General features: G+C 62.7%; 23 protein-coding genes and 1 pseudogene. 7 read left to right on the plus strand and 17 right to left on the minus strand.

Annotation, left to right across the window (positions count from 1 at the left end):
• Window positions 1-5 precede the first annotated feature (5 nt).
• The 5 genes and pseudogenes from BMW74_RS08930 to BMW74_RS08950 all read left to right on the plus strand — a co-directional run bounded on the left by BMW74_RS08930 (window position 6) and on the right by BMW74_RS08950 (window position 5,852).
• The gene (locus BMW74_RS08930; RefSeq protein WP_093416939.1) at window positions 6-1,286 is read left to right on the plus strand and encodes a glycerate kinase type-2 family protein; all 1,281 of its coding nucleotides are present in this window, start codon (window positions 6-8) and stop codon (window positions 1,284-1,286) included.
• Window positions 1,276-2,691, plus strand: coding sequence for a pyruvate kinase (gene pyk / locus BMW74_RS08935; protein ID WP_093416944.1), 1,416 nt, complete (start codon window positions 1,276-1,278; stop codon window positions 2,689-2,691). The genes BMW74_RS08930 and pyk overlap by 11 nt, the downstream gene beginning before the upstream one ends.
• 149 nt (window positions 2,692-2,840) lie before the next feature.
• Window positions 2,841-3,735, plus strand: a pseudogene (locus tag BMW74_RS08940) (urea transporter); the annotation flags it as partial.
• A gap of 197 nt (window positions 3,736-3,932) precedes the next feature.
• On the plus strand, window positions 3,933-4,757 hold the full coding sequence (locus BMW74_RS08945) for an ion transporter (RefSeq protein ID WP_093416954.1): 825 nt from the start codon (window positions 3,933-3,935) through the stop codon (window positions 4,755-4,757).
• Between the two features lie 93 nt (window positions 4,758-4,850).
• Window positions 4,851-5,852, plus strand: a complete 1,002-nt coding sequence (locus BMW74_RS08950; protein ID WP_093416959.1) for a sulfate ABC transporter substrate-binding protein — start codon at window positions 4,851-4,853, stop codon at window positions 5,850-5,852.
• A gap of 220 nt (window positions 5,853-6,072) precedes the next feature.
• Here BMW74_RS08950 and BMW74_RS08955 read toward each other — a convergent pair whose 3' ends face one another.
• The 12 genes from BMW74_RS08955 to ccmA all read right to left on the minus strand — a co-directional run bounded on the left by BMW74_RS08955 (window position 6,073) and on the right by ccmA (window position 14,168).
• Complete coding sequence (locus BMW74_RS08955) at window positions 6,073-6,477, minus strand: type II toxin-antitoxin system HicB family antitoxin (protein WP_093416965.1); 405 nt, start codon at window positions 6,475-6,477, stop codon at window positions 6,073-6,075.
• Window positions 6,477-6,689 (minus strand): type II toxin-antitoxin system HicA family toxin, encoded by a 213-nt coding sequence (locus tag BMW74_RS08960; RefSeq protein WP_093416970.1) that lies wholly within the window; start codon window positions 6,687-6,689, stop codon window positions 6,477-6,479. The genes BMW74_RS08955 and BMW74_RS08960 overlap by 1 nt, the downstream gene beginning before the upstream one ends.
• 138 nt (window positions 6,690-6,827) lie before the next feature.
• The gene (locus tag BMW74_RS08965; RefSeq protein ID WP_093416975.1) at window positions 6,828-7,235 is read right to left on the minus strand and encodes a hypothetical protein; all 408 of its coding nucleotides are present in this window, start codon (window positions 7,233-7,235) and stop codon (window positions 6,828-6,830) included.
• A gap of 14 nt (window positions 7,236-7,249) precedes the next feature.
• Window positions 7,250-8,458, minus strand: coding sequence for a c-type cytochrome biogenesis protein CcmI (ccmI, locus tag BMW74_RS08970; protein WP_093416979.1), 1,209 nt, complete (start codon window positions 8,456-8,458; stop codon window positions 7,250-7,252).
• Window positions 8,451-8,924 (minus strand): cytochrome c-type biogenesis protein, encoded by a 474-nt coding sequence (locus tag BMW74_RS08975; RefSeq protein ID WP_093416982.1) that lies wholly within the window; start codon window positions 8,922-8,924, stop codon window positions 8,451-8,453. The genes ccmI and BMW74_RS08975 overlap by 8 nt, the downstream gene beginning before the upstream one ends.
• A complete protein-coding gene (locus tag BMW74_RS08980; protein ID WP_093416985.1) occupies window positions 8,921-9,457 on the minus strand; it encodes a DsbE family thiol:disulfide interchange protein in 537 nt (178 codons plus the stop codon). The genes BMW74_RS08975 and BMW74_RS08980 overlap by 4 nt, the downstream gene beginning before the upstream one ends.
• Window positions 9,454-11,442, minus strand: coding sequence for a heme lyase CcmF/NrfE family subunit (locus BMW74_RS08985; RefSeq protein ID WP_093416988.1), 1,989 nt, complete (start codon window positions 11,440-11,442; stop codon window positions 9,454-9,456). The genes BMW74_RS08980 and BMW74_RS08985 overlap by 4 nt, the downstream gene beginning before the upstream one ends.
• A 3-nt stretch (window positions 11,443-11,445) precedes the next feature.
• Complete coding sequence (gene ccmE, locus BMW74_RS08990) at window positions 11,446-11,901, minus strand: cytochrome c maturation protein CcmE (protein ID WP_093416991.1); 456 nt, start codon at window positions 11,899-11,901, stop codon at window positions 11,446-11,448.
• Window positions 11,898-12,074, minus strand: coding sequence for a heme exporter protein CcmD (gene ccmD, locus BMW74_RS08995; protein ID WP_019692354.1), 177 nt, complete (start codon window positions 12,072-12,074; stop codon window positions 11,898-11,900). The genes ccmE and ccmD overlap by 4 nt, the downstream gene beginning before the upstream one ends.
• Window positions 12,071-12,826, minus strand: a complete 756-nt coding sequence (locus BMW74_RS09000; protein ID WP_093416994.1) for a heme ABC transporter permease — start codon at window positions 12,824-12,826, stop codon at window positions 12,071-12,073. The genes ccmD and BMW74_RS09000 overlap by 4 nt, the downstream gene beginning before the upstream one ends.
• Before the next feature lie 95 nt (window positions 12,827-12,921).
• Entirely contained in the window at window positions 12,922-13,590 is a 669-nt protein-coding gene (gene ccmB / locus BMW74_RS09005) for a heme exporter protein CcmB (RefSeq protein ID WP_093416997.1), read from the minus strand.
• Window positions 13,587-14,168 (minus strand): cytochrome c biogenesis heme-transporting ATPase CcmA, encoded by a 582-nt coding sequence (gene ccmA, locus BMW74_RS09010; RefSeq protein ID WP_256562550.1) that lies wholly within the window; start codon window positions 14,166-14,168, stop codon window positions 13,587-13,589. Before ccmA ends, ccmB begins: the two co-directional genes overlap by 4 nt.
• Before the next feature lie 250 nt (window positions 14,169-14,418).
• On the opposite strand from ccmA, the gene BMW74_RS09015 reads away from it, so the two are divergent.
• A complete protein-coding gene (locus BMW74_RS09015; protein ID WP_093417003.1) occupies window positions 14,419-15,984 on the plus strand; it encodes a flagellar hook-length control protein FliK in 1,566 nt (521 codons plus the stop codon).
• A complete protein-coding gene (locus BMW74_RS09020; RefSeq protein ID WP_093417006.1) occupies window positions 15,981-16,310 on the plus strand; it encodes an EscU/YscU/HrcU family type III secretion system export apparatus switch protein in 330 nt (109 codons plus the stop codon). Before BMW74_RS09015 ends, BMW74_RS09020 begins: the two co-directional genes overlap by 4 nt.
• A gap of 136 nt (window positions 16,311-16,446) precedes the next feature.
• On the opposite strand, the gene BMW74_RS09025 is transcribed toward BMW74_RS09020, so the two are convergent.
• The 5 genes from BMW74_RS09025 to motD all read right to left on the minus strand — a co-directional run bounded on the left by BMW74_RS09025 (window position 16,447) and on the right by motD (window position 20,027).
• Window positions 16,447-16,839, minus strand: coding sequence for a DUF2802 domain-containing protein (locus tag BMW74_RS09025; protein ID WP_093417009.1), 393 nt, complete (start codon window positions 16,837-16,839; stop codon window positions 16,447-16,449).
• Window positions 16,840-17,325: a chemotaxis protein CheW gene (locus tag BMW74_RS09030; protein WP_093417012.1), complete on the minus strand. Its 486-nt coding sequence runs from the start codon at window positions 17,323-17,325 to the stop codon at window positions 16,840-16,842.
• Window positions 17,326-17,400: 75 nt separating this feature from the next.
• Window positions 17,401-18,267, minus strand: a complete 867-nt coding sequence (locus tag BMW74_RS09035) for a CheW domain-containing protein (RefSeq protein WP_093417015.1) — start codon at window positions 18,265-18,267, stop codon at window positions 17,401-17,403.
• A gap of 34 nt (window positions 18,268-18,301) precedes the next feature.
• Window positions 18,302-19,090, minus strand: a complete 789-nt coding sequence (locus tag BMW74_RS09040; protein ID WP_093417019.1) for a ParA family protein — start codon at window positions 19,088-19,090, stop codon at window positions 18,302-18,304.
• Between the two features lie 43 nt (window positions 19,091-19,133).
• On the minus strand, window positions 19,134-20,027 hold the full coding sequence (motD, locus tag BMW74_RS09045) for a flagellar motor protein MotD (RefSeq protein ID WP_093417022.1): 894 nt from the start codon (window positions 20,025-20,027) through the stop codon (window positions 19,134-19,136).
• Window positions 20,028-20,032 lie beyond the last annotated feature (5 nt).

Genomic DNA, 20,032 nt, shown 5'->3' on the forward strand with positions numbered 1-20,032 from the left:
CCGCCATGTCGGTTGATCCGCAACACTTCCTGCGTGACCTGTTCGCCACCGCCATCGACGCGGCCCATCCGCAGCATGTGCTCGAACCCCATTTACCCAAGGACCGTACCGGTCGCGTGATTGTCATCGGCGCCGGCAAGGCCGCCGCGGCCATGGCCCAGGTGGTCGAGCGCTGCTGGCACGGCGAAGTGTCGGGCCTGGTGGTCACCCGCTACGGCCACGGTGCGCTCTGCGAGAGAATCGAAGTGGTCGAAGCCGCCCACCCGGTGCCGGATGCGGCCGGACTGGCCGTGGCCAAGCGCGTACTGGCACTGGTCAGCAACCTCAGTGAGGACGATCGGGTGATCTTCCTGCTGTCCGGCGGTGGCTCGGCGCTGCTCGCGCTACCGGCCGAAGGCATTACCCTGGCCGACAAGCAGGCCATCAACAAGGCCCTGCTCAAGTCCGGCGCGACCATCGGCGAGATGAACTGCGTGCGCAAGCACCTCTCGGCGATCAAGGGTGGCCGCCTGGGCAAGGCGTGCTGGCCTGCCACGGTGTACACCTATGCCATTTCCGATGTTCCGGGGGACCTGGCCACCGTGATCGCCTCCGGACCGACCGTGGCCGACCCGAGCACCTCGGCCCAGGCCCTGGACACCCTCAAGCGCTACGCCATCGAGGTGCCGCCGTCGGTGCGGGCCTGGTTGCAAAGCCCCGACTCGGAGACCGTCAAGCCCGGCGACCCGAGCCTGGCCCGCTGCCACTTCCAGTTGATCGCCCGCCCGCAGCAGTCCCTGGAAGCGGCCGCCGTCAAAGCCCGCCAGGCCGGTTTCAGCCCGTTGATCCTCGGCGACCTGGAAGGCGAATCCCGCGAGGTGGCGAAAGTCCACGCCGGCATCGCCCGCCAAGTGGTGCTGTACGGCCAGCCGTTGGCGGCGCCCTGCGTGATTCTCTCCGGTGGCGAAACCACGGTGACGGTGCGCGGCTCCAGCCGTGGTGGGCGCAACGCCGAGTTTTTGCTCAGCCTCACCGACAGCCTCAAGGGCCTGCCCGGTGTCTACGCCCTGGCCGGCGACACCGACGGCATCGACGGCTCCGAAGACAACGCGGGCGCCATCATGACCCCGGACAGCTATGCCCGCGCCGCCGCGCTTGGCCTGTCAGCCAGCGACGAACTGGACAACAACAATGGCTACGGCTACTTCCAGGCCCTGGACGCCCTGATCGTCACCGAGCCGACGCGCACCAACGTCAACGACTTCCGCGCCATCCTGATCCTTGAGAGCTCCAAACATGACGCCTGATAAGAAAGTCAAAATCCTCGCCACCCTCGGGCCCGCCACCGACGGCATCGAAGACATCCGCGAATTGGTGCTGGCCGGGGTCAACATCTTCCGCCTGAACTTCAGTCATGGTGATCACGCCGACCACGCCCAGCGCTACCAGTGGATCCGTGAAGTCGAGCGCCAGCTCAATTACCCGCTGGGCATCCTGATGGACCTGCAGGGGCCGAAACTGCGGGTCGGCAAATTCGCTGACGGCAAAGTCCAACTGGTGCGCGGCCAAGCCCTGCGTCTGGACCTGGACAGCACCCCGGGCGATGAGCGCCGGGTCAACCTGCCCCACCCGGAAATCATCGCCGCACTGGAACCGGGCATGGACCTGCTGCTGGACGACGGCAAGCTGCGCCTGCGGGTGGTCACCACGTACGCCGATGCCATCGACACCACCGTGCTCAACGGCGGCGAATTGTCGGACCGCAAAGGGGTGAACGTGCCGCAAGCGGTGCTCGACTTGAGCCCGCTGACGAGCAAGGACCGCCGCGACCTGAGCTTCGGCCTGGAGCTGGGGGTGGACTGGGTGGCGCTGTCGTTCGTGCAACGCCCGGAAGACATCCGCGAAGCCCGCGCCCTGATCGGCGACAAGGCGTTCCTGATGGCCAAGATCGAGAAGCCATCGGCGGTCGAGCACTTGCAAGAGATTGCCGCGCTGAGTGACGCGATCATGGTCGCCCGGGGTGACCTGGGTGTGGAAGTGCCGGCCGAGAGCGTGCCGCAGATCCAGAAAGACATCATTGCGACCTGCCGCCAACTCGGCAAGCCGGTGGTGGTGGCCACGCAGATGCTTGAATCGATGCGCTTCTCCCCGGCCCCGACCCGCGCCGAAGTGACCGATGTCGCCAACGCCGTGGCCGAAGGCACCGATGCGGTGATGCTGTCGGCGGAAACCGCTTCCGGTGACTACCCGCTCGAAGCGGTGCAGATGATGAGCAAGATCATCCGCCAGGTGGAAAACGGCCCGGACTATCAAGCGCAGTTGGACGTCAGCCGAGCGAAAGCCGAAGCCACGACCTCGGATGCGATCAGCTGTGCGATCCGGCGCATCAGCAACATCCTGCCGGTGGCGGTGCTGGTGAACTACAGCGAGTCGGGCAGCTCCAGCCTGCGCGCGGCCCGCGAACGGCCAGCGGTGCCGATCCTCAACCTGACGCCCAACCTGTCGACGGCCCGCCGCCTGAGCGTGGCGTGGGGCGTGCACTCGGTGGTCAACGACCGCTTGCGCCAGGTCGACGAGATCTGCTCCACTGCGCTGGAGATTGCCCAGGCCCAAGGGCTGGCCCGGCGCGGCGATACGCTATTGATCACCGCGGGTGTGCCTTTCGGGCAGCCGGGGTCGACTAACTCATTGCGTATCGAGACGTTGATCTAGAGCGCCTATATCGGCCTCTTCGCGAGCAGGCTCGCTCCCACATTGGATCTTTGTCCGATCTCTGGATCGGTGAACAACACCAACCCACTGTGGGAGCGAGCCTGCTCGCGAAGGCGGCGACGCGGTTCCACTGACCTTATTGATCTGCCATGCCTGCCAACCACTTCAACACCCACTGCCCGGACTGGGCCGAAGCGCTGCTCAATGGCTTCAGCCAGATATTCCTCCAGCGTCATCCGCTGTGCGGCCTGCTGTGCCTGCTGGCCATTCTGTTCACCGCCCCGGCCTTGCTCGGCGGTGCACTGCTGGGCGGGGTGGCGGGCTTACTCACGGCGCAACGGCGCGGGTATACCAAGGCGGATCGCCAGGCCGGGCTGTTCAGCTACAACGGCGTCCTGCTCGGTCTGCTGCTGAGCCTGTATTTCCCCTGGTCAGCGATGTTGCCCCCGCTGATTCTCGCCGCCGGCGGCCTGAGTGCGATAATCACCCAGCAATGGCTCAAGCGCGTGCGGCTCAGTCAATTCCTGCCCGCCTACACCGCGCCCTTCGTCGGCCTGAGCTGGATTCTGCTGGTCTTCGCCACGCCCTCGACCGAGGCGCACTTGATCGAAGTCAGCACCCTGAACCTGCTCGCCGCCCCCTTCAAAGGCATCGGCCAGGTGATGTTCCTCGGTCATCCGCTGGCCGGGGCGCTGATTGCCGTCGGTTTGCTGATCGCCGATCGCCGCGCGTTCTGCTGGGCGTTAGTGGCGTCTGTCACCGGCATGGCCTGGAGCCTGCTGCACCACGACGTCTATGGTGCCCTGATCGGCCTGGGTGGCTACAACGCGGTACTCGCCGCCCTCGCCTTCAGCTCGCAGCGACGCCAACCGTGGTTGCCGCTGCTGGGGATCGCCCTGGCAATCGGGCTGACGCCGATTTTCGCCGCCCTGGGCCTGCCGACCCTGACCGCGCCGTTCATCCTCGCCTGCTGGCTGCTGCGTAGCGCCACTGGCCTGTGGCGCCAACGCGCCCGCTCCTTGCCAAACCCCGGAGAATCAACCTAGTGTCCTGTCTTGGAAATACGTTACCTTTTTGACGAGCATCTGTTGCTGCCAGGCAAGGCGCCGCGACGAGTCATAGCAGGGCTATGGCGAGGAGTGGCAACGCAGCATGGCGGCGACAGGTGCCGTCAAAAGGGAACAGCTTATTTCCGAGACAGGACACTAGGCTGCGCGGACTAAAAGCTCAAGGCGGCGAAAATGGACAGCAAGGACACGTGGCGCCAGCGCCTGTACGTGATTATTTTTCAGACCGACACGGTCGCGGGCAGACGCTTTGACAGCACCTTGCTGCTGATCATTTTCGCCAGCCTGGTGGTGGTGGTCCTCGACAGCATCGACGACGTCCATCAGCACTACGCCGGCCTGCTGGCGAACATCGAATGGGCCTTCACCGCGATTTTCCTGGTCGAGTACCTGCTGCGCCTGTACTGCTCGCCCAAACCCCTGCGCTATGCCTTCAGCTTCTATGGCCTGGTGGACTTGCTGGCTATCGTCCCGGGGATCCTCGCCCTGTACTACAGCGATGCCCAGTACTTGCTGATCATCCGCATCATCCGCATGCTGCGCATCTTCCGAGTGCTCAAGCTCGCGCCCTACCTCAAGCAAGCCCATTACCTGCTCAGTGCGTTGCGGGGCAGCAAACAGAAGATCCTGGTGTTCCTGCTCAGCGTCTGCACCCTGGTCACGGTGTTCGGCACCCTGATGTATGTGGTCGAGGGCCCGGAGCACGGCTTCACCAGCATTCCCAAAGGCATCTATTGGGCCATCGTTACCCTGACCACCGTCGGCTATGGCGACATCGTGCCCAAGACCGTGCTGGGCCAGATGATCTCCTCGATGGTGATGATCACCGGTTACTCGATCATCGCCGTGCCCACCGGTATCTTCACCGCCGAGCTGACCAACGCCATGCGGGGCGAGAAACAGCAACACGACTGCCCGGTGTGCAGCAAGGATCAACACGAGCCCAACGCCTCGTTCTGTTCACGCTGTGGCAACGCCCTATTTAAGAAAATGGAATAAGCAAAGCACTTTTTAATCTTTATAGAGCTATGCCGTCCCCGGCTATAGTCGACGGCAAATTGCCTTCACTCTCTCGAACAAAAGGAATGTGCAGTGAAAAAGATCTTTGGCGCCTCACTCCTGGCCGCTGGCCTAGCCTTCGCGAGCGTGGCTCACGCCGCGCCGACCTTGCTCAACGTGTCCTACGACGTGATGCGTGATTTCTACAAGGACTACAACGCAGCGTTCCAGAAACATTGGGCAGCCGAGAACAAGGGCGAAGAGATCAAGCTGCAGATGTCCTTTGGCGGCTCCAGCAAACAGGCGCGCTCGGTGATCGACGGCCTGCCGGCCGACGTCATCACCATGAACATGGCCACCGATATCAACGCCTTGGTCGACAACGGCAAACTGGTGCCGGATAACTGGGTGACCCGCCTGCCGAACAACAGCGCGCCATTCACCTCGGCCACCGTGTTCATCGTGCGCAAGGGCAACCCCAAGGCCCTGAAAGACTGGCCTGACCTGCTCAAGGACGGCGTGCAAGTGATCGTGCCCAACCCGAAGACCTCGGGCAACGGCCGCTACACGTACCTCTCGGCCTGGGGCTACGTGCTCAAGAACGGCGGTGACGAGAACAAGGCCAAGGAATTCGTCGGCAAGCTGTTCAAGCAAGCGCCCGTGCTCGACACCGGTGGTCGTGCCGCCACCACCACGTTCATGACCAACCAGATCGGCGACGTGCTGGTGACCTTCGAAAACGAAGCGGAAATGATCGCCCGCGAGTTCGGCCGCGATCAGTTCGAGGTGGTCTACCCAAGCGTCTCCGCCGAAGCCGAGCCGCCGGTCACCGTGGTCGACAAAGTGGTCGACAAGAAAGGCACCCGCGCCGCTGCCGAGGAATACCTGAAGTACCTGTGGTCGCCGGTAGGCCAGGAAATCGCCGCCAACAACTACCTGCGCCCGCGTGATCCCGCCGTGCTGGCCAAATACACCGACCGCTTCCCGAAAGTCGACTTCCTGTCGGTGGAGAAAACCTTCGGTGACTGGCGCACCGTGCAAAAGACCCACTTCAACGACGGCGGTGTCTTCGACCAGATCTACAACGGCCAGTAAATACCGGGCCGGACATGAACAAGGCGGCCTGCTGAGGTTAATGCCCGCCAGTTAAGCGAAACCATGTGGGAGCGAGCCCGCTCGCGATTGCAGTGGGTCAGCCAACGTTAATATTGAACGTGCTGGCCTAATCGCGAGCAGGCTCGCTCCCACAGGTTTAGTGCCTTAATTGACAGGCATCTGCCTGCACAGGTCGCTTTTTTTGTCCCTAGGGAAAGGATCACTGCCTGATCAGCTTGGCCAACGCGGCGTCAGCGAGAAACGAAGAGCGGCTTTTGACGTTGTGTTCGCGCACATAGCGGTCGATGCGTTGGATCACGTACCCCGGCAGTGTCACGTTGACCTTTTCCGTCTTGCCCAGGTAGGGCGCGATGTCCAACTCCAGCATGCCCCAGCCCATCTCGGCAAAGTCCGGGTTATGACGGTGGGTAGCGGTGGGGGTGGGCATGGGGATGTCTTCGCCGCCCGCCGCGATTTCCTGCAGCATGAGGTGAGCCACTTCAACCGCTGCGTTGTAGGCCTCTTCAAACGTATCACCCGCCGTGACAGCCCCAGGAATATCGGGGATCTGAATGCCAATGGCGGTGTGTTCGTCGCCCCACTCGATACAGATGGGATATTGCATTAGGGATCTCCTGCGTAATGGGCTACCGGGTAGTGCAATGCGGCGCGCCGTCTGATGCTTTTGACTGTCCCCAGCGGCAGGTCTTTCTTGGGATGGGGCACAGGTATCGTGTATGGACTGTAAGGGTGAATAAATAGGTGATGACTGCCAGTGACCCGGTCGAGCCTCCAGCCCGCCGCTTCCAACGCTTTAATCAATACCCTGCTTTGCACCACTCGCCTCCTTGCACTGGCCTGGACAAAAATAACTCTAGAGTTACTTTTACTCAAGCACAGAAACGCGATCCGTGACGGGCGGTTGTTTTGCTGAATGTTGAAACGACAACGGCGACCCTGAGGTCGCCGTTGTGCTTATTGCCCGAACTGCTTGCCGAGCCCCGCAGGCACGCCATGGATATCGGTGTCTTCCCATGGCCCATTGGGGCTGATGCTGCGGCTCCAGCCGTTGCTCCAGCGAAAGTAGGTGCGCTGGCGGTAGAAGACGTTGCTCTGGTCATCCAGCACGTAGACCCCAAGCCTGGCGTCCCAATGGCTGTTGCCGCCCGGCGGTGGGGCAAAGGTCGCCGAGGTCCGCGGCAAGGGCTTGCCGGGCTTGTTCGGCGTCACGGGTTTGCCGGGGGGCGTGGACGGCTGGGGCCTGGTCGAAGGGCCTGACGGCGGAATCGGCCGCGCACTCGGTGTGGGTGTCGGCCCCTGGACCGCACATGCGCTCAGCCCCAGGACCAGACTGAGCAGGGTGATACGAGCGATGGCGGTCATGGCGGTCTACCTGATTATTGGTCCGGGCTGTCGATGGTCAGTTGTTGCGGCGCGCTGGTGCTGCTGGCCAGGGGCCCGCTGCGACCGATCCACTCGCCGGCCGTTGGTTTACCGGCACGGGAGATGCGCGCAACCAGTTGGACTTCAGGGAAGTTGGACAGTTTCAATTGCGGCATCATCGCGTCGCCATCCCCCAACTCGACCGTCACGGGCAGGTCGGCCACCGTCAGGCGCTTGGCGGCCAATGGCGCCGGCGGGCCGGACACGGCGCGGGCGAAGATGAACACGCTGTCGCCCGGCTGAACCTTGGCCTTCACGTCGGCGGCCAGGTCGACCGTCACCGTCAGCAACGCCGTTGCCTGGCTCGCAACGACCGGGGCCTTGGCCACGGCGCCACCGCTCTCCTTCAGTTTCTCGGTAGCTCGTTGAATACCACTCTGCAGCGCGCTACGCGAACCGTCTTCGGTGGGCAGTTGGGCCAGCAGGCGATTCCAGTAGTCGATGGCGTCCTGGTAACGCGCCGCTTCAAAGGCAGCGATCCCCAGCAAGCCGAGACTGGTGACTTCTTTCGGATCAGCCTTGAGGGCTTCGTCGGTCAGGGCCTGGACCTTGTCCGACCACTGCTTGTTGTCGGCGAAGTACTGGGCCTGGGCCCATTGCCCGAGCAGTTCAGGCTCGCGACCCGCCAGGGCCACGGTGCGCTCGAAAATTTTCGCGGCATCCGCCGGACGTTCCTGGGCCATGTAGGTGCGACCCAGGAAGTACAAGCCTTCGACGGAGTCCGGCTGCGCGGCGACGGCACGCTCCAGGCGACGGGTCATCTCCTCCATCGACTGTGGCGCCTGGGCGAACTCACGGGTCAACTCGACCTTGTCGCTGGCACCAAAATGCAGGTACAGGCCCAAGCCCAGCACCGGCACCAGGATCGCGGCCAGCAACGGCAGCGGCTTGCCCAGGCGCGATACCCGGCCGGCGTCCGCGCCTTCGGTGTCGGCCAGCAGTTCCCGTGCGGCTTCGTCGCGCCCGGCGTTCATTTGCGTCGCGTCGAGCACGCCTTCGGCCTGCTGCGTTTGCAACTCGGCCACGCGTTCTTGATAGAGCGCCACGTTCAGCGCGGTACGATCCTCTTCACGCTGGGCGCGACGGCCCCGCAGAACCGGGATCAACAGAAAACTCAGGGCAACCAGTAGAAGCAGACCTGCGGCGAGCCAGAAATCAATCATCAGTGTTTTTGTCCAGCAGTTGGTCGAGGCGCGTGCGCTCATCAGAAGAAAGCGTGTCTGTGCCAATGGCTCGTTCGGCGCGACGACGGCGCACGATCAGGGCAATGACCAGTACACCGCCAAGCAGGAGTGCCGCCGGGCCGAACCACAGCACCGCGGTCTTGCCCGTCAGGGCCGGCTTGTAGCGCACGAAGTCACCGTAGCGATCAACCATGAAGTCGATGATCTGCTGGTTGTCCTTGCCCTCGCCGAGCATGCGGAAGATTTCCTTGCGCAGGTCGGCGGCAATCGGCGCGTTGGAGTCGGCAATGTCCTGGTTCTGGCACTTGGGGCAACGCAGCTCCTTGGTCAGTTCGCGAAACCGCTCGCGATCTCCGTCCTTGGCGAACTCGTAGGTGTCGATGGCGGCGTGGGCCATGCCCGCCATGCTCAGCCCCAATACGGCAGCGGCAATCCAGCGCTTCATGGCTTGGCCTCGTCCACCAGCGCCTGGTACTTGGCCGCCAGTTGCTCGCGCCAGACCACGTCGTCGATCACTCCGACGAACTTGTCGCGGATGATGCCCTTGGCGTCGATGAAGAAGGTTTCCGGGGCGCCGTACACGCCGAGGTTCAGGCCCAGGGAGCCGTCCTCGTCGCGGATGTCCAGCAGGTATGGGTTGTGGAAGTCCGCCAGCCATTTCAGGGCTTCGGCGTTATCGTCCTTGTAGTTGACGCCGTAGATCACCACGCCCTGCTGGGCCAGTTTGTTCAGCACCGGGTGCTCGACCCGGCAGGAGATGCACCAGGTGCCCCAGACGTTGACTAGCGCCGGCTTGCCGAGCAGGTCGGCACGGGTCAGGTTTTTGTCGCCCTGCACGTTCGGCAGGGCAAACTCCGGGAACGGCTTGCCGATCATGGCCGAGGGCAACTCGGCTGGATTGAGGTACAAGCCCCGGTAAAGAAACACGGCGACCACCAAGAACAGCGCCAGTGGCAACACCATCAACCAACGTCTCATGCAGTGGCTCCCGACAGGCCCAGCGCTTCACGCACCCGGCTTTTGACTTTGACCCGATAACGCCGATCCATCGCCGCCAGCAAGCCACCGAACCCGGTCAGCAGCGCGCCGAACCAGATCCAGCGCACGAACGGCTTGACGTGCACCCGCACGGCCCAGGCGCCATCGCCCAGCGGCTCGCCGAGCGCGACGTAGATGTCACGGGTGAAGCCGGCGTCGATACCCGCCTCGGTCATCATTGAGTTCTGCACCGTGTACAGACGTTTTTCCGGGTGCAGGACGCTGATTTGCTTGCCGTTGCGGATCACCCGCACGGTGCCTTTGTCGGAGGTGAAGTTCGGCCCCTCGAAGTGCTTGGCGCCGTCGAAAATGAAGTGATAACCGGCCAGGTCCATGGATTCGCCCGGCGCCAGGCGCAAGTCGCGCTCGGCACTGTTCTGGCTCGACAGCACTACGCCCAGGGCGCAGATGGCAATGCCAAAGTGCGCGACCTGCATGCCCCAGTAGCTGCGAGTCAAGCTCGGCAGGCCTTTGATCAGGCCCTTGTGGCGGGTCTTGTCGAAGATGTCGCGGATGCCGGCCAACAGCACCCAGGCCGCCAGCATGAAGGTTGCCAGGACAGCCCAGTTGAAATCGCCGTAGGCAATACCGGCCACCACCGCCAGTGCGGCGCTGCCCAGCAACACTGGGATCAGCATGCCCACCAGCCATTTGACCGGGGTGTCTTTCCAGCGCACCAGTACGCCAACGGCCATCACCACCATCAACAACGCCATCAACGGAATGAACAAGGCATTGAAGTACGGCGGGCCGACCGACAGCTTGGCGCCGGTCATGGCGTCGAGGATCAGCGGATACAAGGTCCCGAGCAGAATCATCGACGCGGCGACGACCAGCACCAGGTTGTTGCCCAGCAACAGGGTCTCACGGGACCAGAAGTTGAATCCCACATGGCTCTTGACCACCGGAGCACGCAGGGCAAACAGCGTCAGCGAACCGCCCACCACGAACAGCAGGAAGATCAGGATGAACACACCGCGCTCAGGGTCCGAGGCAAAGGCGTGCACCGAGGTCAGGACCCCGGAACGCACCAGGAACGTACCCAGCAAGCTCAGGGAGAACGCCGCGATGGCCAACAACACGGTCCAGCTCTTGAACACGCCGCGCTTTTCGGTCACGGCCAGGGAGTGAATCAGCGCCGTGCCGACCAGCCATGGCATGAACGAAGCGTTTTCCACCGGGTCCCAGAACCACCAGCCGCCCCAGCCGAGTTCGTAGTAGGCCCACCACGAACCGAGGGTGATGCCGATGCCCAGGAAGGCCCAGGCGACGATGGTCCACGGACGGGACCAGCGCGCCCACGCAGCGTCCAGGCGACCGCCCATCAGCGCGGCGATGGCGAATGCAAAGGCTACCGAGAACCCGACGTAGCCCATGTACAACATGGGCGGATGCACGATCAGGCCGATATCTTGCAGCAACGGGTTAAGGTCGGCGCCGTTGGTGGGCATCTGCGGCAGCAGGCGCTTGAACGGGTTGGAGGTCATGATCAGGAACAGCAGGAAGCCGGTGCTGATCATGCCCATCACCGACAGCACGCGCGCCAGCATGACTTGGGGCAACTGCCGGGAGAACACCGACACCGCGAAGGTCCAGCCTCCCAGGATCAACGCCCACAGCAGCAAGGAACCTTCGTGGGCACCCCACACGGCGCTGAACTTGTAGTACCAGGGCAAGGCCGTGTTGGAGTTGTTGGCAACATACGCGACCGAAAAGTCATCGATCATGAAGGCGTAGGTCAGGCACCCGAAGGAGAACGCCAGGAAGGCGAACTGGCCCCAGGCGGCCGGCTGGGCCAGGCTCATCCACAGGCGATCACCGCGCCAGGCACCGAGCAATGGGATGATGGCCTGCACGATGGCAAAGCACAGGGCGAGGATCATCGCCAGGTGGCCCAATTCAGGCATAAACAGTGTGGCGGTCATCGATCAACCCTCCTTCACAGGTGTCGGAGCGGATTGACCGCTTTCTTTGAGCGCCTTGGTCACTTCAGGCGGCATGTATTTTTCGTCGTGCTTGGCCAGGACTTCGTCCGCCACCACCACGCCGTCGGCATTGAGCTTGCCCAGGGCGACAATGCCCTGCCCTTCGCGGAACAGGTCCGGGAGGATGCCGCGGTAGGTAATGGTCACGGACTTGTTGAAGTCAGTGACGACAAATTTCACGTCCAGCGAATCGCCGAAGCGCTGCAGGGAGCCGGCCTCGACCATGCCGCCGGCGCGGATGCGCGTGTCCTGCGGCGCTTCGCCATTGGCGATTTGGGTCGGGGTATAGAACAGGTTGATGTTCTGCTGCAGGGCGCTCAAGGCCAGGCCGACGGCAGCGCCGACCCCCACCAGGATCGCGAGGATGATGATAAGACGCTTCTTGCGCACAGGATTCACTTGCTGTTCTCCCGGCGCAGACGACGCGCCTCTTGTTGCAGATAACGCTTGCGGGCCAGGATCGGCGCAGCCACGTTGAGGGCCAGTACCGCCAGGCAGATGCCATAGGCCGACCAGACATAAAGACCGTGATGGCCCATGGCGAGGAAGTCGCCAAATGAAGCAAAACTCATGAAGTGCCCTCCAGGCTGTTTTGCACTTCGGCTTTCACCCAACTGGCACGGGCTTCGCGCTTGAGCACTTCAAGGCGCATGCGCAGCAGTAATACGGCGCCGAAGAAACAGTAAAAACCCAGCACCGTGAGGAGTAGCGGCAGCCACATCTCCACGGGCATCGCCGGCTTTTCGGTGAGGGTGAACGTCGCGCCCTGGTGCAGGGTGTTCCACCACTCCACCGAGTACTTGATGATCGGGATGTTGATCACGCCGACAATCGCCAGCACCGCGCAGGCCTTGGCGGCGCTGTCGCGATTGCTGATGGCGTTGCCCAGGGCAATGAGCCCGAAGTACAGGAAGAGCAGGATCAGCATCGAGGTCAGGCGCGCATCCCACACCCACCACGAACCCCAGGTCGGCTTGCCCCAGATGGCGCCGGTGACCAGCGCCACGGCCGTCATCCAGGCACCGATCGGCGCCGCGCATTGCAGGGCGACGTCGGCCAGCTTCATCTTCCACACCAACCCGACAATGCCGCAGACCGCCAGCATCACGTAGACGGACTGCGCCAGCATCGCGGCGGGCACGTGGATGTAGATGATGCGAAAGCTGTTGCCCTGCTGGTAGTCCGGCGGCGCGAACGCCAGGCCCCAGGCCACACCGACACCTATCAGTAGCAACGCGGCGACGCTCAGCCAGGGCAGCAGTTTGCCGCTGATGCCGTAAAACCACTTAGGCGAGCCGAGCTTATGAAACCAAGTCCAGTTCATTACTGTTTCCATCACGGTTGCTGCCCACTATCGCAGGCAGTCCAGGGTCCGACTTCCCTCACAGGAAGCGATCATTTTTTGATCAGACCCCATTATTATTCGCCGACGCTAATCTTCAGGCCAGCGGCTATTGCAAAGGGTGTCAGGGTTATCGCCAGGGCAGTCAGGCTCCCAAGCCACAGCAGATAACCTGTCGCCGGCATGCCCTGGAGTGCCGCCTGCAAGGCGCCACTGCCGAGAATCAAGACCGGGATGTACAACGGCAGGATCAACAGTGCGAGCAACAAGCCGCCGCGCTTCAAACCTACCGTCAGCGCCGCGCCCACCGCACCGAGCAAACTCAGTACCGGTGTACCCAGCAACAACGAAAGCAGCAATACCGGCAGACAGGCGGTGGGTAAACCGAGCATCAATGCCAGCAGTGGCGCAAGCAAAACCAGGGCCAATCCGGAAAACGCCCAGTGTGCCAGTACCTTGGCCAAAACCAGAAGAGGCAGGGGGTGCGACGAAAGGACCCACTGCTCAAGGGATCCATCCTCGAAATCACTGCGGAAAAGCCCGTCCAGCGAGAGCAAAACCGATAAAAGGGCGGCGACCCACACCAAGCCCGGCGACAAGGTTTGCAACAATTTGGTCTCGGGTCCGACCGCCAATGGGAACAATGCGATGACGATGGCGAAGAACACCAGAGGATTGGCCAACTCCGCCGGACGCCGGCACAACAACCGCGCTTCACGGGCGACCAACAACGCGAACACACTCATACGGCCCACCGCGCCAAGTCGATATCACGATAGCCGGACGGCATTCGGCTCAGGGTGTGGTGAGTGGTCAACACCACCATGCCGCCCTGTTCGCAGTGCGCGGCCAGGTGCTCTTCCAACTGGGCGACGCCTTGTTTGTCCAGTGCGGTAAACGGCTCATCGAGAACCCACAGCGCCGGACTGTCCAGGTACAAGCGCGCCAGTGCCACGCGGCGCTGCTGGCCAGCCGACAGGGTGTGACACGGAACATCTTCAAAACCGCGCAACCCGACGGCCGCCAGCGCCTGCCAGATCGCCTGCGGGGTAGCGGGCTGGTGCAAGGCGCACAGCCAGCTGAGATTCTCTTCGGGGGTCAGCAAATCCTTGATTCCGGCGGCATGGCCGATCCACAACAGGTTGTGCGCCAGTTCCGTACGCTGAGTGTTCAGGGGTTGACCGTTGAGCAGCACCTGGCCGCTGGTCGGTTGCATCAAGCCGGCCAACAAGCGTAAAAGGCTGGTCTTGCCGCTGCCATTGGGGCCGCTGATCTGCAACATGTCACCGCTGCCCAGACGCAATTCGAGGTTTTCGAAGAGCATCCGCCAGTCTCGCTCACAAGCGAGCGCTACGGCTTCTAGTAGTGGGATGGTCAAGAGATCGCGGGCCTTTACGGTTCAAGTCGGCAGTGGATCGGCCGTTAAAGTGGTGCAGCATAGATGCATCGACGGCCTGTTTCAGAGAGCTGCGTCAAACATTTGTGATGTTTTAACCGCCCTGGAGACAACGGGGCCGCATTATACATGTCATGTCCTACTCTCAAGAGGGCAATTTCAGACAGGGTGTGACCTGATGACCGGTGAGATCAACATCCTTCCCCTGCCGCCCACCGTCCCGACCACGCCACGCCTGCCGTCCGCCGGGGAATTGCTCAAGCTATTGACGCCCATGGAGGGCTTGATCGCGCCAGGACAAAGCGCCAAGGCTGAAGTGCTGTCACTCAAGCAGAGCGAGCAGGTTTTTCAACTCCTGCTCAAGGTCACCCTCGACAGCGGCCGCCAGACCACGGTGCAAGCCACCAGCAACCAGCCGCTGGCCCTGGGCACCAGCGTCGCGATCACCCAGCCGTCGGCCAACAACCTGGCCATTACGGTGCAACAGATCCTGGCCTCCAACACCGCCACCCTCACCCGCCTCGACACCACCCAACTTCCGGTCGGCACGCTGCTGCAAGGCAAGGTGCTGACCAGCCAGCCCTTGCCACCGATACCGGGGCAACCGACGGTGCATCGCTCGATGGTGAGTTTGCTCAATACCGCGCTGAGTGGCAGCACCTTGAGCATCGACAGTCCACAGTCCCTGCGTATTGGCATGATGCTCAGTGCGATGGTCCAGGATGCCGACACCCTCACGTTCGTGCCGCTGAGCAGTCGCCAGGATCAACTGGCCGTGGCCCAGCAATTGAACACCCAACAAAGCCGCCAGGGCTCGCTGGACGTGTTGGTCAAGGCCCTGCAAACCCTGCCCGCCAACACCCCCGACGGCGAGCTGCGCGCAACGGTCGATAAATTGCTGGCCAGCCTGCCCGACATCCAGCAACTCAGCTCACCCAAGGGCCTGGCGTTGGCGCTGGCCAGCAGCGGCCTGTTCCTGGAGAGCAAACTGCTGGCCGGGCTTGATCCCAACCTGGCAGCCGACACCAAAGGCAACCTGCTGCGCCTGATCGCCCAACTGGCACCCGGCCTGCCGGGCAACACCACCTTCAACGCCGCCATTGCCGCCAACACCATGGCCCAGGCCCTGCCCAGCTTCGTGCGCAGCGCCCTGGGCATGCTCGGGCAAGTCAGCACAAAACCCACACCGGGTGGCTTTCCCCTGCCCTCGCGCCTGTTGCAGAGCCTGGAGGGCGAAGGCGACCTGGAACACCTGCTGCGCCTGGCCGCCGCCGCCGTGTCACGCCTGCAAAGCCATCAGCTGTCGAGCCTGGAGCAGACCGGCATGACCGAGGATGGCCGCCTGCAAACCACCTGGCAGCTGGAAATCCCCCTGCGCAACCTGCAAGACGTGGTGCCGTTGCAGGTCAAGTTCCAGCGCGAAGACACACCGCCCCGGGAAAACCCCGAGAAACCCAGCGAGCGCGAACCCAAGCAGCGCCTATGGCGAGTCGAGCTGGCCTTCGACATGGAGCCCCTGGGCCCACTGCAAGTCCAGGCACAACTGGCGTCGGGCACGCTCTCCAGCCAACTCTGGGCCGAGCGCCCCTACACCGCCAGCCTGATTGAAAACCACCTGAGTGGCTTGCGTGCGCAACTGCAGTCTTGCGGGCTCAATGTCGGTGACCTGGACTGCCACCTCGGCAAGCCGCCCCAAGGCAATCAAACCCGCCTCGAACAACGCTGGATCGACGATACCGCATGAAAAACCCCAACCCACCGCGCCAGGCCATCGCCCTCAAGTACGACGGCGCCCACGCGCCGACCCTCACCGCCAAGGGCGACGACGCCCTGGCCGAGGCGATCCTGAAGATTGCGCGCGACTATGAAGTACCGATCTATGAGAACGCCGAGTTGGTGCGGCTGTTGGCGCGCATGGAGCTGGGGGACAGCATCCCGCAAGAGTTGTACCGCACGCTTGCCGAGATCATCGCCTTTGCGTGGAACCTGAAGGGCAAGTTCCCGGCGGGGCATGATCCGCAGACAGGGATGGTGGAGAAGGATGTGACAGCACGCGGGGATGACTATTGAGGGGCGTCTCGATACCGAGGACACATCCGTGACGAGCAAGCTCGCTCGCCACGGATTGTTTGAATGTTGACGTGACCCGCATCACGGTGTGGGAGCGAGCCTGCACGCGAACAACCCTCTCAGTTGAGGTGAAAACTCAGTTCTTGTGCATCTTGCGCATCAACTCCGCCTCAGCCTGGGTCAACCCACAGGACTGGGTCAGCTCATCGACGCTGGCGCCCATGCCCACCAGGCGAGCAGCCTGGGCGAACGACAGACTCGAAGGATCGCGCTGCTCCAGTTGCGCCAGCTTGTCCGGCAATGGCCCGACCACCGCACGCAGCTCGTGCAAGTCTTCACCCATGCGCACGCTGCCGGCCTGGTAGTTGTCGAGACGGCGGTTCAGCTCCTTGATGCGCTGGTCACGCACCCCATCAGCCTCGGCCTGCACCACCGCCAGCTCGCGCTGTTTGCGGGTATAAACCAGAAACATCGCCAGGGATCCTGCCCACAGGAGCCCCAGCACAATGACAGCAACCTCGAGAATCAATCAGATACTCTCCAGTTCCGACCATTCTTCTTCGCTCATCATCTTGTCGAGCTCGACCAGGATCAGCAGTTCGTTGTTCTTGTTGCACACGCCCTGGATGAACTTGGCCGACTCATCGTTACCGACGTTAGGCGCGGTTTCGATTTCCGACTGACGCAGGTAAACCACTTCCGCCACGCTGTCGACCATGATCCCGACCACTTGCTTGTCGGCTTCGATGATCACGATACGGGTGTTGTCGCTGATCTCGGCGTTCATCAGGCCGAAGCGCTGACGGGTGTCGATCACGGTGACCACATTGCCGCGCAGGTTGATGATGCCCAGCACGTAGCTCGGCGCGCCTGGCACTGGCGCGATTTCGGTGTAGCGCAGGACTTCCTGAACGCGCATCACGTTGATGCCGTAGGTTTCGTTGTCCAGCTTGAAGGTGACCCATTGCAGGATCGGATCCTCGGAACCCTTTGCAGCCGTCGCGTGACTATTCATACCCTGACCCCTCGAAAAGCCGCCTGTGGCGGTGTGTGTTCTACCCCGCCGCCCATGCAGGCGGCCGGTTGTCTGTTATGTCGGTGTGTGGGCCGGCTTGACGCTACCCAAGTGCTTGGTGCCGCCGCTGGCGATCAACGCTGCCAGCTCCGAGACATCCAGCAGCGCGCACATATGCTCGATCACCGTGCCGGCCAGCCATGGCCGTTGCCCACGATGACTGCGCCATTTGATTTCATTGGGGTTCAGGCGCAACGAGCGGCTGACCTGATGCACCGCCAGCCCCCACTCATAGCCCTGCACCGAGATCACGTATTGCAGGCCCTGGCGGAAGTCATCGCGATAGCGATCTGGCATCACCCAGCGTGCGGTATCCAGCACTTTCAGGTTGCCCGCCTGGCTCGGCAGAATCCCCAGGAACCAGTCCGGCTGGCCGAACAGCGGCGTCAGTTCATGCCCGGCCAGTGGATAAATCGACCCCAGGCACACCAGCGGCACGGCCAGCGTCAAGCCGGCTACGTCGAACAGCAGGCACTCGAACGGCTCGGCGGCCCAGCTCGGGCGACCGTCAAGTGCAACCGGTGGTGGTGTGTTGCTGGGTGCCCGATGGACTTCGGCGACCGGCTCGACCAACACCTGCAGCAGTGGCGCGACCGTGGAAACCGGGGCCACCACCATCGTTGCCGGCGCCTCGACCACCAGCGCCGGGGCACTGAACGACGGACTTGGCGCCAGTACGTCTTGGTGCGCATCGCGCGCCTGCTCTTCGAGAACCGCCGCCTGGAATTCGTCCAGCGCCCCCTCGGCCTCGATCACGTCAAGGACTTCAATAACGTCCAGCACCTCGGGTGCCCGTTCCTCGGTCGCGTCCTGCAGCAATGCATCCAGATAGGATTGCAGCGCCAGTTGCGGGCGGGAGGTGATCACTACCGGGCGGTTCATCGCAGCACGCCCCATTGCGGTAGAAAGGTCATCTTCACGCCACCTGCGCCACAAGTTGCTGGGCCAGCAGGTGCTTGAGCAACGACCGATACGCCAACACCCCACGGCTCCTGCCGTCGAACTGCGACGGCGTCAAACCGGCGCGGCTGGCATCGCGCAGCCGGGTATCGACCGGGATATAGCCTTGCCAGATATCTTCCGGATACAGGTCACGCAAGACTCGCAAGGTGCCCAGCGAAGCCTGGGTACGGCGGTCGAACAAGGTCGGCACGATGGTGAATGGCAGCGCCTGCCTGCGAGACCGGTTGATCATCGCCAGGGTATTGACCATTCGCTCCAGGCCTTTGACGGCCAGGTGCTCGGTCTGTACCGGGATCACCAATTGCTGGCTTGCCGCCAAAGCATTGACCATCAACACGCCCAATAGGGGCGGGCTGTCGATCAGCGCGTAATCGAAGTCCTGCCACAACTGCGCCAGGCTCTTGGCGATCACCAGGCCCAGGCCGCTCTGCCCCGGAGACTGGCGTTCGAGGGTGGCCAGGGCGGTACTGGAAGGCAATAGGGAAATACGTTCATCACTGGTGGACAGCAACAGTTGCCCAGGTAAGCCCTGGGGCACGCTGCCCTTGTGCAGGAACAGGTCGTAGCAGCTGTGTTCCAGGCTATCGGGGTCGTACCCGAAGTAGCTCGTCATGGAGCCATGGGGGTCGAGGTCGACCACGACCACGCGCTTGCCCGCCTCGGCCAGTAATCCGGCTAGAGCGATGGAGGAAGTGGTTTTACCAACACCACCCTTTTGATTGGCAACTGCCCAGACTCTCATTCTGATCGTTCCTCCCGGCCCAATGGATGCACCGAGAAATAGCTCAACGTATTAAGCCGGGTGGCGGAGAATTGACGGCGCTCGCGCTCCCCGGCGACTTGACGGGGGGCGGTGCAGTTTGTGTGCCAGCGCGCTTCAACGCGGCGTCCGGTTTTGCATGGGCCGCTCCGGTGCCCGTCAGGCTGCGGCGCACATCGAGGTTACGCGAGACCACCAACACCACTCGCCGGTTACGCGCCCGACCTTCGGCGGTCGCATTGTTGGCCACCGGCTGGAACTCACCGTAGCCCACCGAGGCCAGCCGTCCCGGGTTCACACCCTGCATGGCAAGCATGCGCACGATGCTCGACGAACGGGCTGACGACAGCTCCCAGTTGGTCGGATACTGGGCGGTCCGAATCGGCTGATCGTCGGTGAAACCTTCGACGTGAATCGGGTTGTCGAAGGGCTTGAGGATTGCCGCGACCTTGTCGATGATGCTGAACGCGATGTCGCTGGGCATGGCATCGCCACTGCCGAACAACAGGCTGGAGTTGAGTTCGATCTCGACCCACAACTCATTGCCGCGCACGGTCATCTGGTTGGAACTGATCAGGTCGCCGAACGCTGCGCTGATGTCGTTGGAGATGCTCTTGAGCGGATCGTTGCTGGCCTGGGCGATGCCCATGTCGATCTGCTCGCTGTCCTTGACCAGGGGCTGGGCCGGGGTCACGGTCTTGGGGCGCTCATCACCAATGGGGATCGGCATCAGAGCGCGGTCGGAGTTGGTGAACACCCCGATCAACGCTTCGGACACTTCCTTGTACTTGCCTTCATTGATCGAGGAGATGGAGTACATCACCACGAAAAACGCGAACAGCAAGGTGATGAAGTCCGCGTAGGACACCAGCCAACGTTCGTGATTGACGTGTTCGTCGTGCTGACGGCGACGTGCCATGAGGT

Source organism: Pseudomonas sp. ok272 (genome assembly GCF_900109995.1).
In the GTDB taxonomy this organism is placed as follows: Bacteria; Pseudomonadota; Gammaproteobacteria; order Pseudomonadales; family Pseudomonadaceae; genus Aquipseudomonas.

Excerpts from the sequence above, each read along its gene's own strand:
- BMW74_RS08930 (WP_093416939.1), top strand. The coding sequence starts at position 6 with ATGTCGGTTGATCCGCAACACTTCCTGCGTGACCTGTTCGCCACCGCC.
- BMW74_RS09015 (WP_093417003.1), top strand. The coding sequence starts at position 14,419 with ATGACCGGTGAGATCAACATCCTTCCCCTGCCGCCCACCGTCCCGACC.
- BMW74_RS09035 (WP_093417015.1), bottom strand. The coding sequence starts at position 18,267 with ATGAACCGCCCGGTAGTGATCACCTCCCGCCCGCAACTGGCGCTGCAA.
- ccmA (WP_256562550.1), bottom strand. The coding sequence starts at position 14,168 with ATGCTCTTCGAAAACCTCGAATTGCGTCTGGGCAGCGGTGACATGTTG.
- ccmB (WP_093416997.1), bottom strand. The coding sequence starts at position 13,590 with ATGAGTGTGTTCGCGTTGTTGGTCGCCCGTGAAGCGCGGTTGTTGTGC.
- BMW74_RS08955 (WP_093416965.1), bottom strand. The coding sequence starts at position 6,477 with ATGCAATATCCCATCTGTATCGAGTGGGGCGACGAACACACCGCCATT.
- BMW74_RS08980 (WP_093416985.1), bottom strand. The coding sequence starts at position 9,457 with ATGAGACGTTGGTTGATGGTGTTGCCACTGGCGCTGTTCTTGGTGGTC.
- ccmI (WP_093416979.1), bottom strand. The coding sequence starts at position 8,458 with ATGATTGATTTCTGGCTCGCCGCAGGTCTGCTTCTACTGGTTGCCCTG.
- BMW74_RS09030 (WP_093417012.1), bottom strand. The coding sequence starts at position 17,325 with ATGAATAGTCACGCGACGGCTGCAAAGGGTTCCGAGGATCCGATCCTG.
- BMW74_RS09000 (WP_093416994.1), bottom strand. The coding sequence starts at position 12,826 with ATGAACTGGACTTGGTTTCATAAGCTCGGCTCGCCTAAGTGGTTTTAC.
- BMW74_RS08985 (WP_093416988.1), bottom strand. The coding sequence starts at position 11,442 with ATGACCGCCACACTGTTTATGCCTGAATTGGGCCACCTGGCGATGATC.
- BMW74_RS09020 (WP_093417006.1), top strand. The coding sequence starts at position 15,981 with ATGAAAAACCCCAACCCACCGCGCCAGGCCATCGCCCTCAAGTACGAC.
- BMW74_RS09040 (WP_093417019.1), bottom strand. The coding sequence starts at position 19,090 with ATGAGAGTCTGGGCAGTTGCCAATCAAAAGGGTGGTGTTGGTAAAACC.
- ccmD (WP_019692354.1), bottom strand. The coding sequence starts at position 12,074 with ATGAGTTTTGCTTCATTTGGCGACTTCCTCGCCATGGGCCATCACGGT.
- BMW74_RS08965 (WP_093416975.1), bottom strand. The coding sequence starts at position 7,235 with ATGACCGCCATCGCTCGTATCACCCTGCTCAGTCTGGTCCTGGGGCTG.
- motD (WP_093417022.1), bottom strand. The coding sequence starts at position 20,027 with ATGGCACGTCGCCGTCAGCACGACGAACACGTCAATCACGAACGTTGG.
- pyk (WP_093416944.1), top strand. The coding sequence starts at position 1,276 with ATGACGCCTGATAAGAAAGTCAAAATCCTCGCCACCCTCGGGCCCGCC.
- BMW74_RS08975 (WP_093416982.1), bottom strand. The coding sequence starts at position 8,924 with ATGAAGCGCTGGATTGCCGCTGCCGTATTGGGGCTGAGCATGGCGGGC.
- BMW74_RS08945 (WP_093416954.1), top strand. The coding sequence starts at position 3,933 with ATGGACAGCAAGGACACGTGGCGCCAGCGCCTGTACGTGATTATTTTT.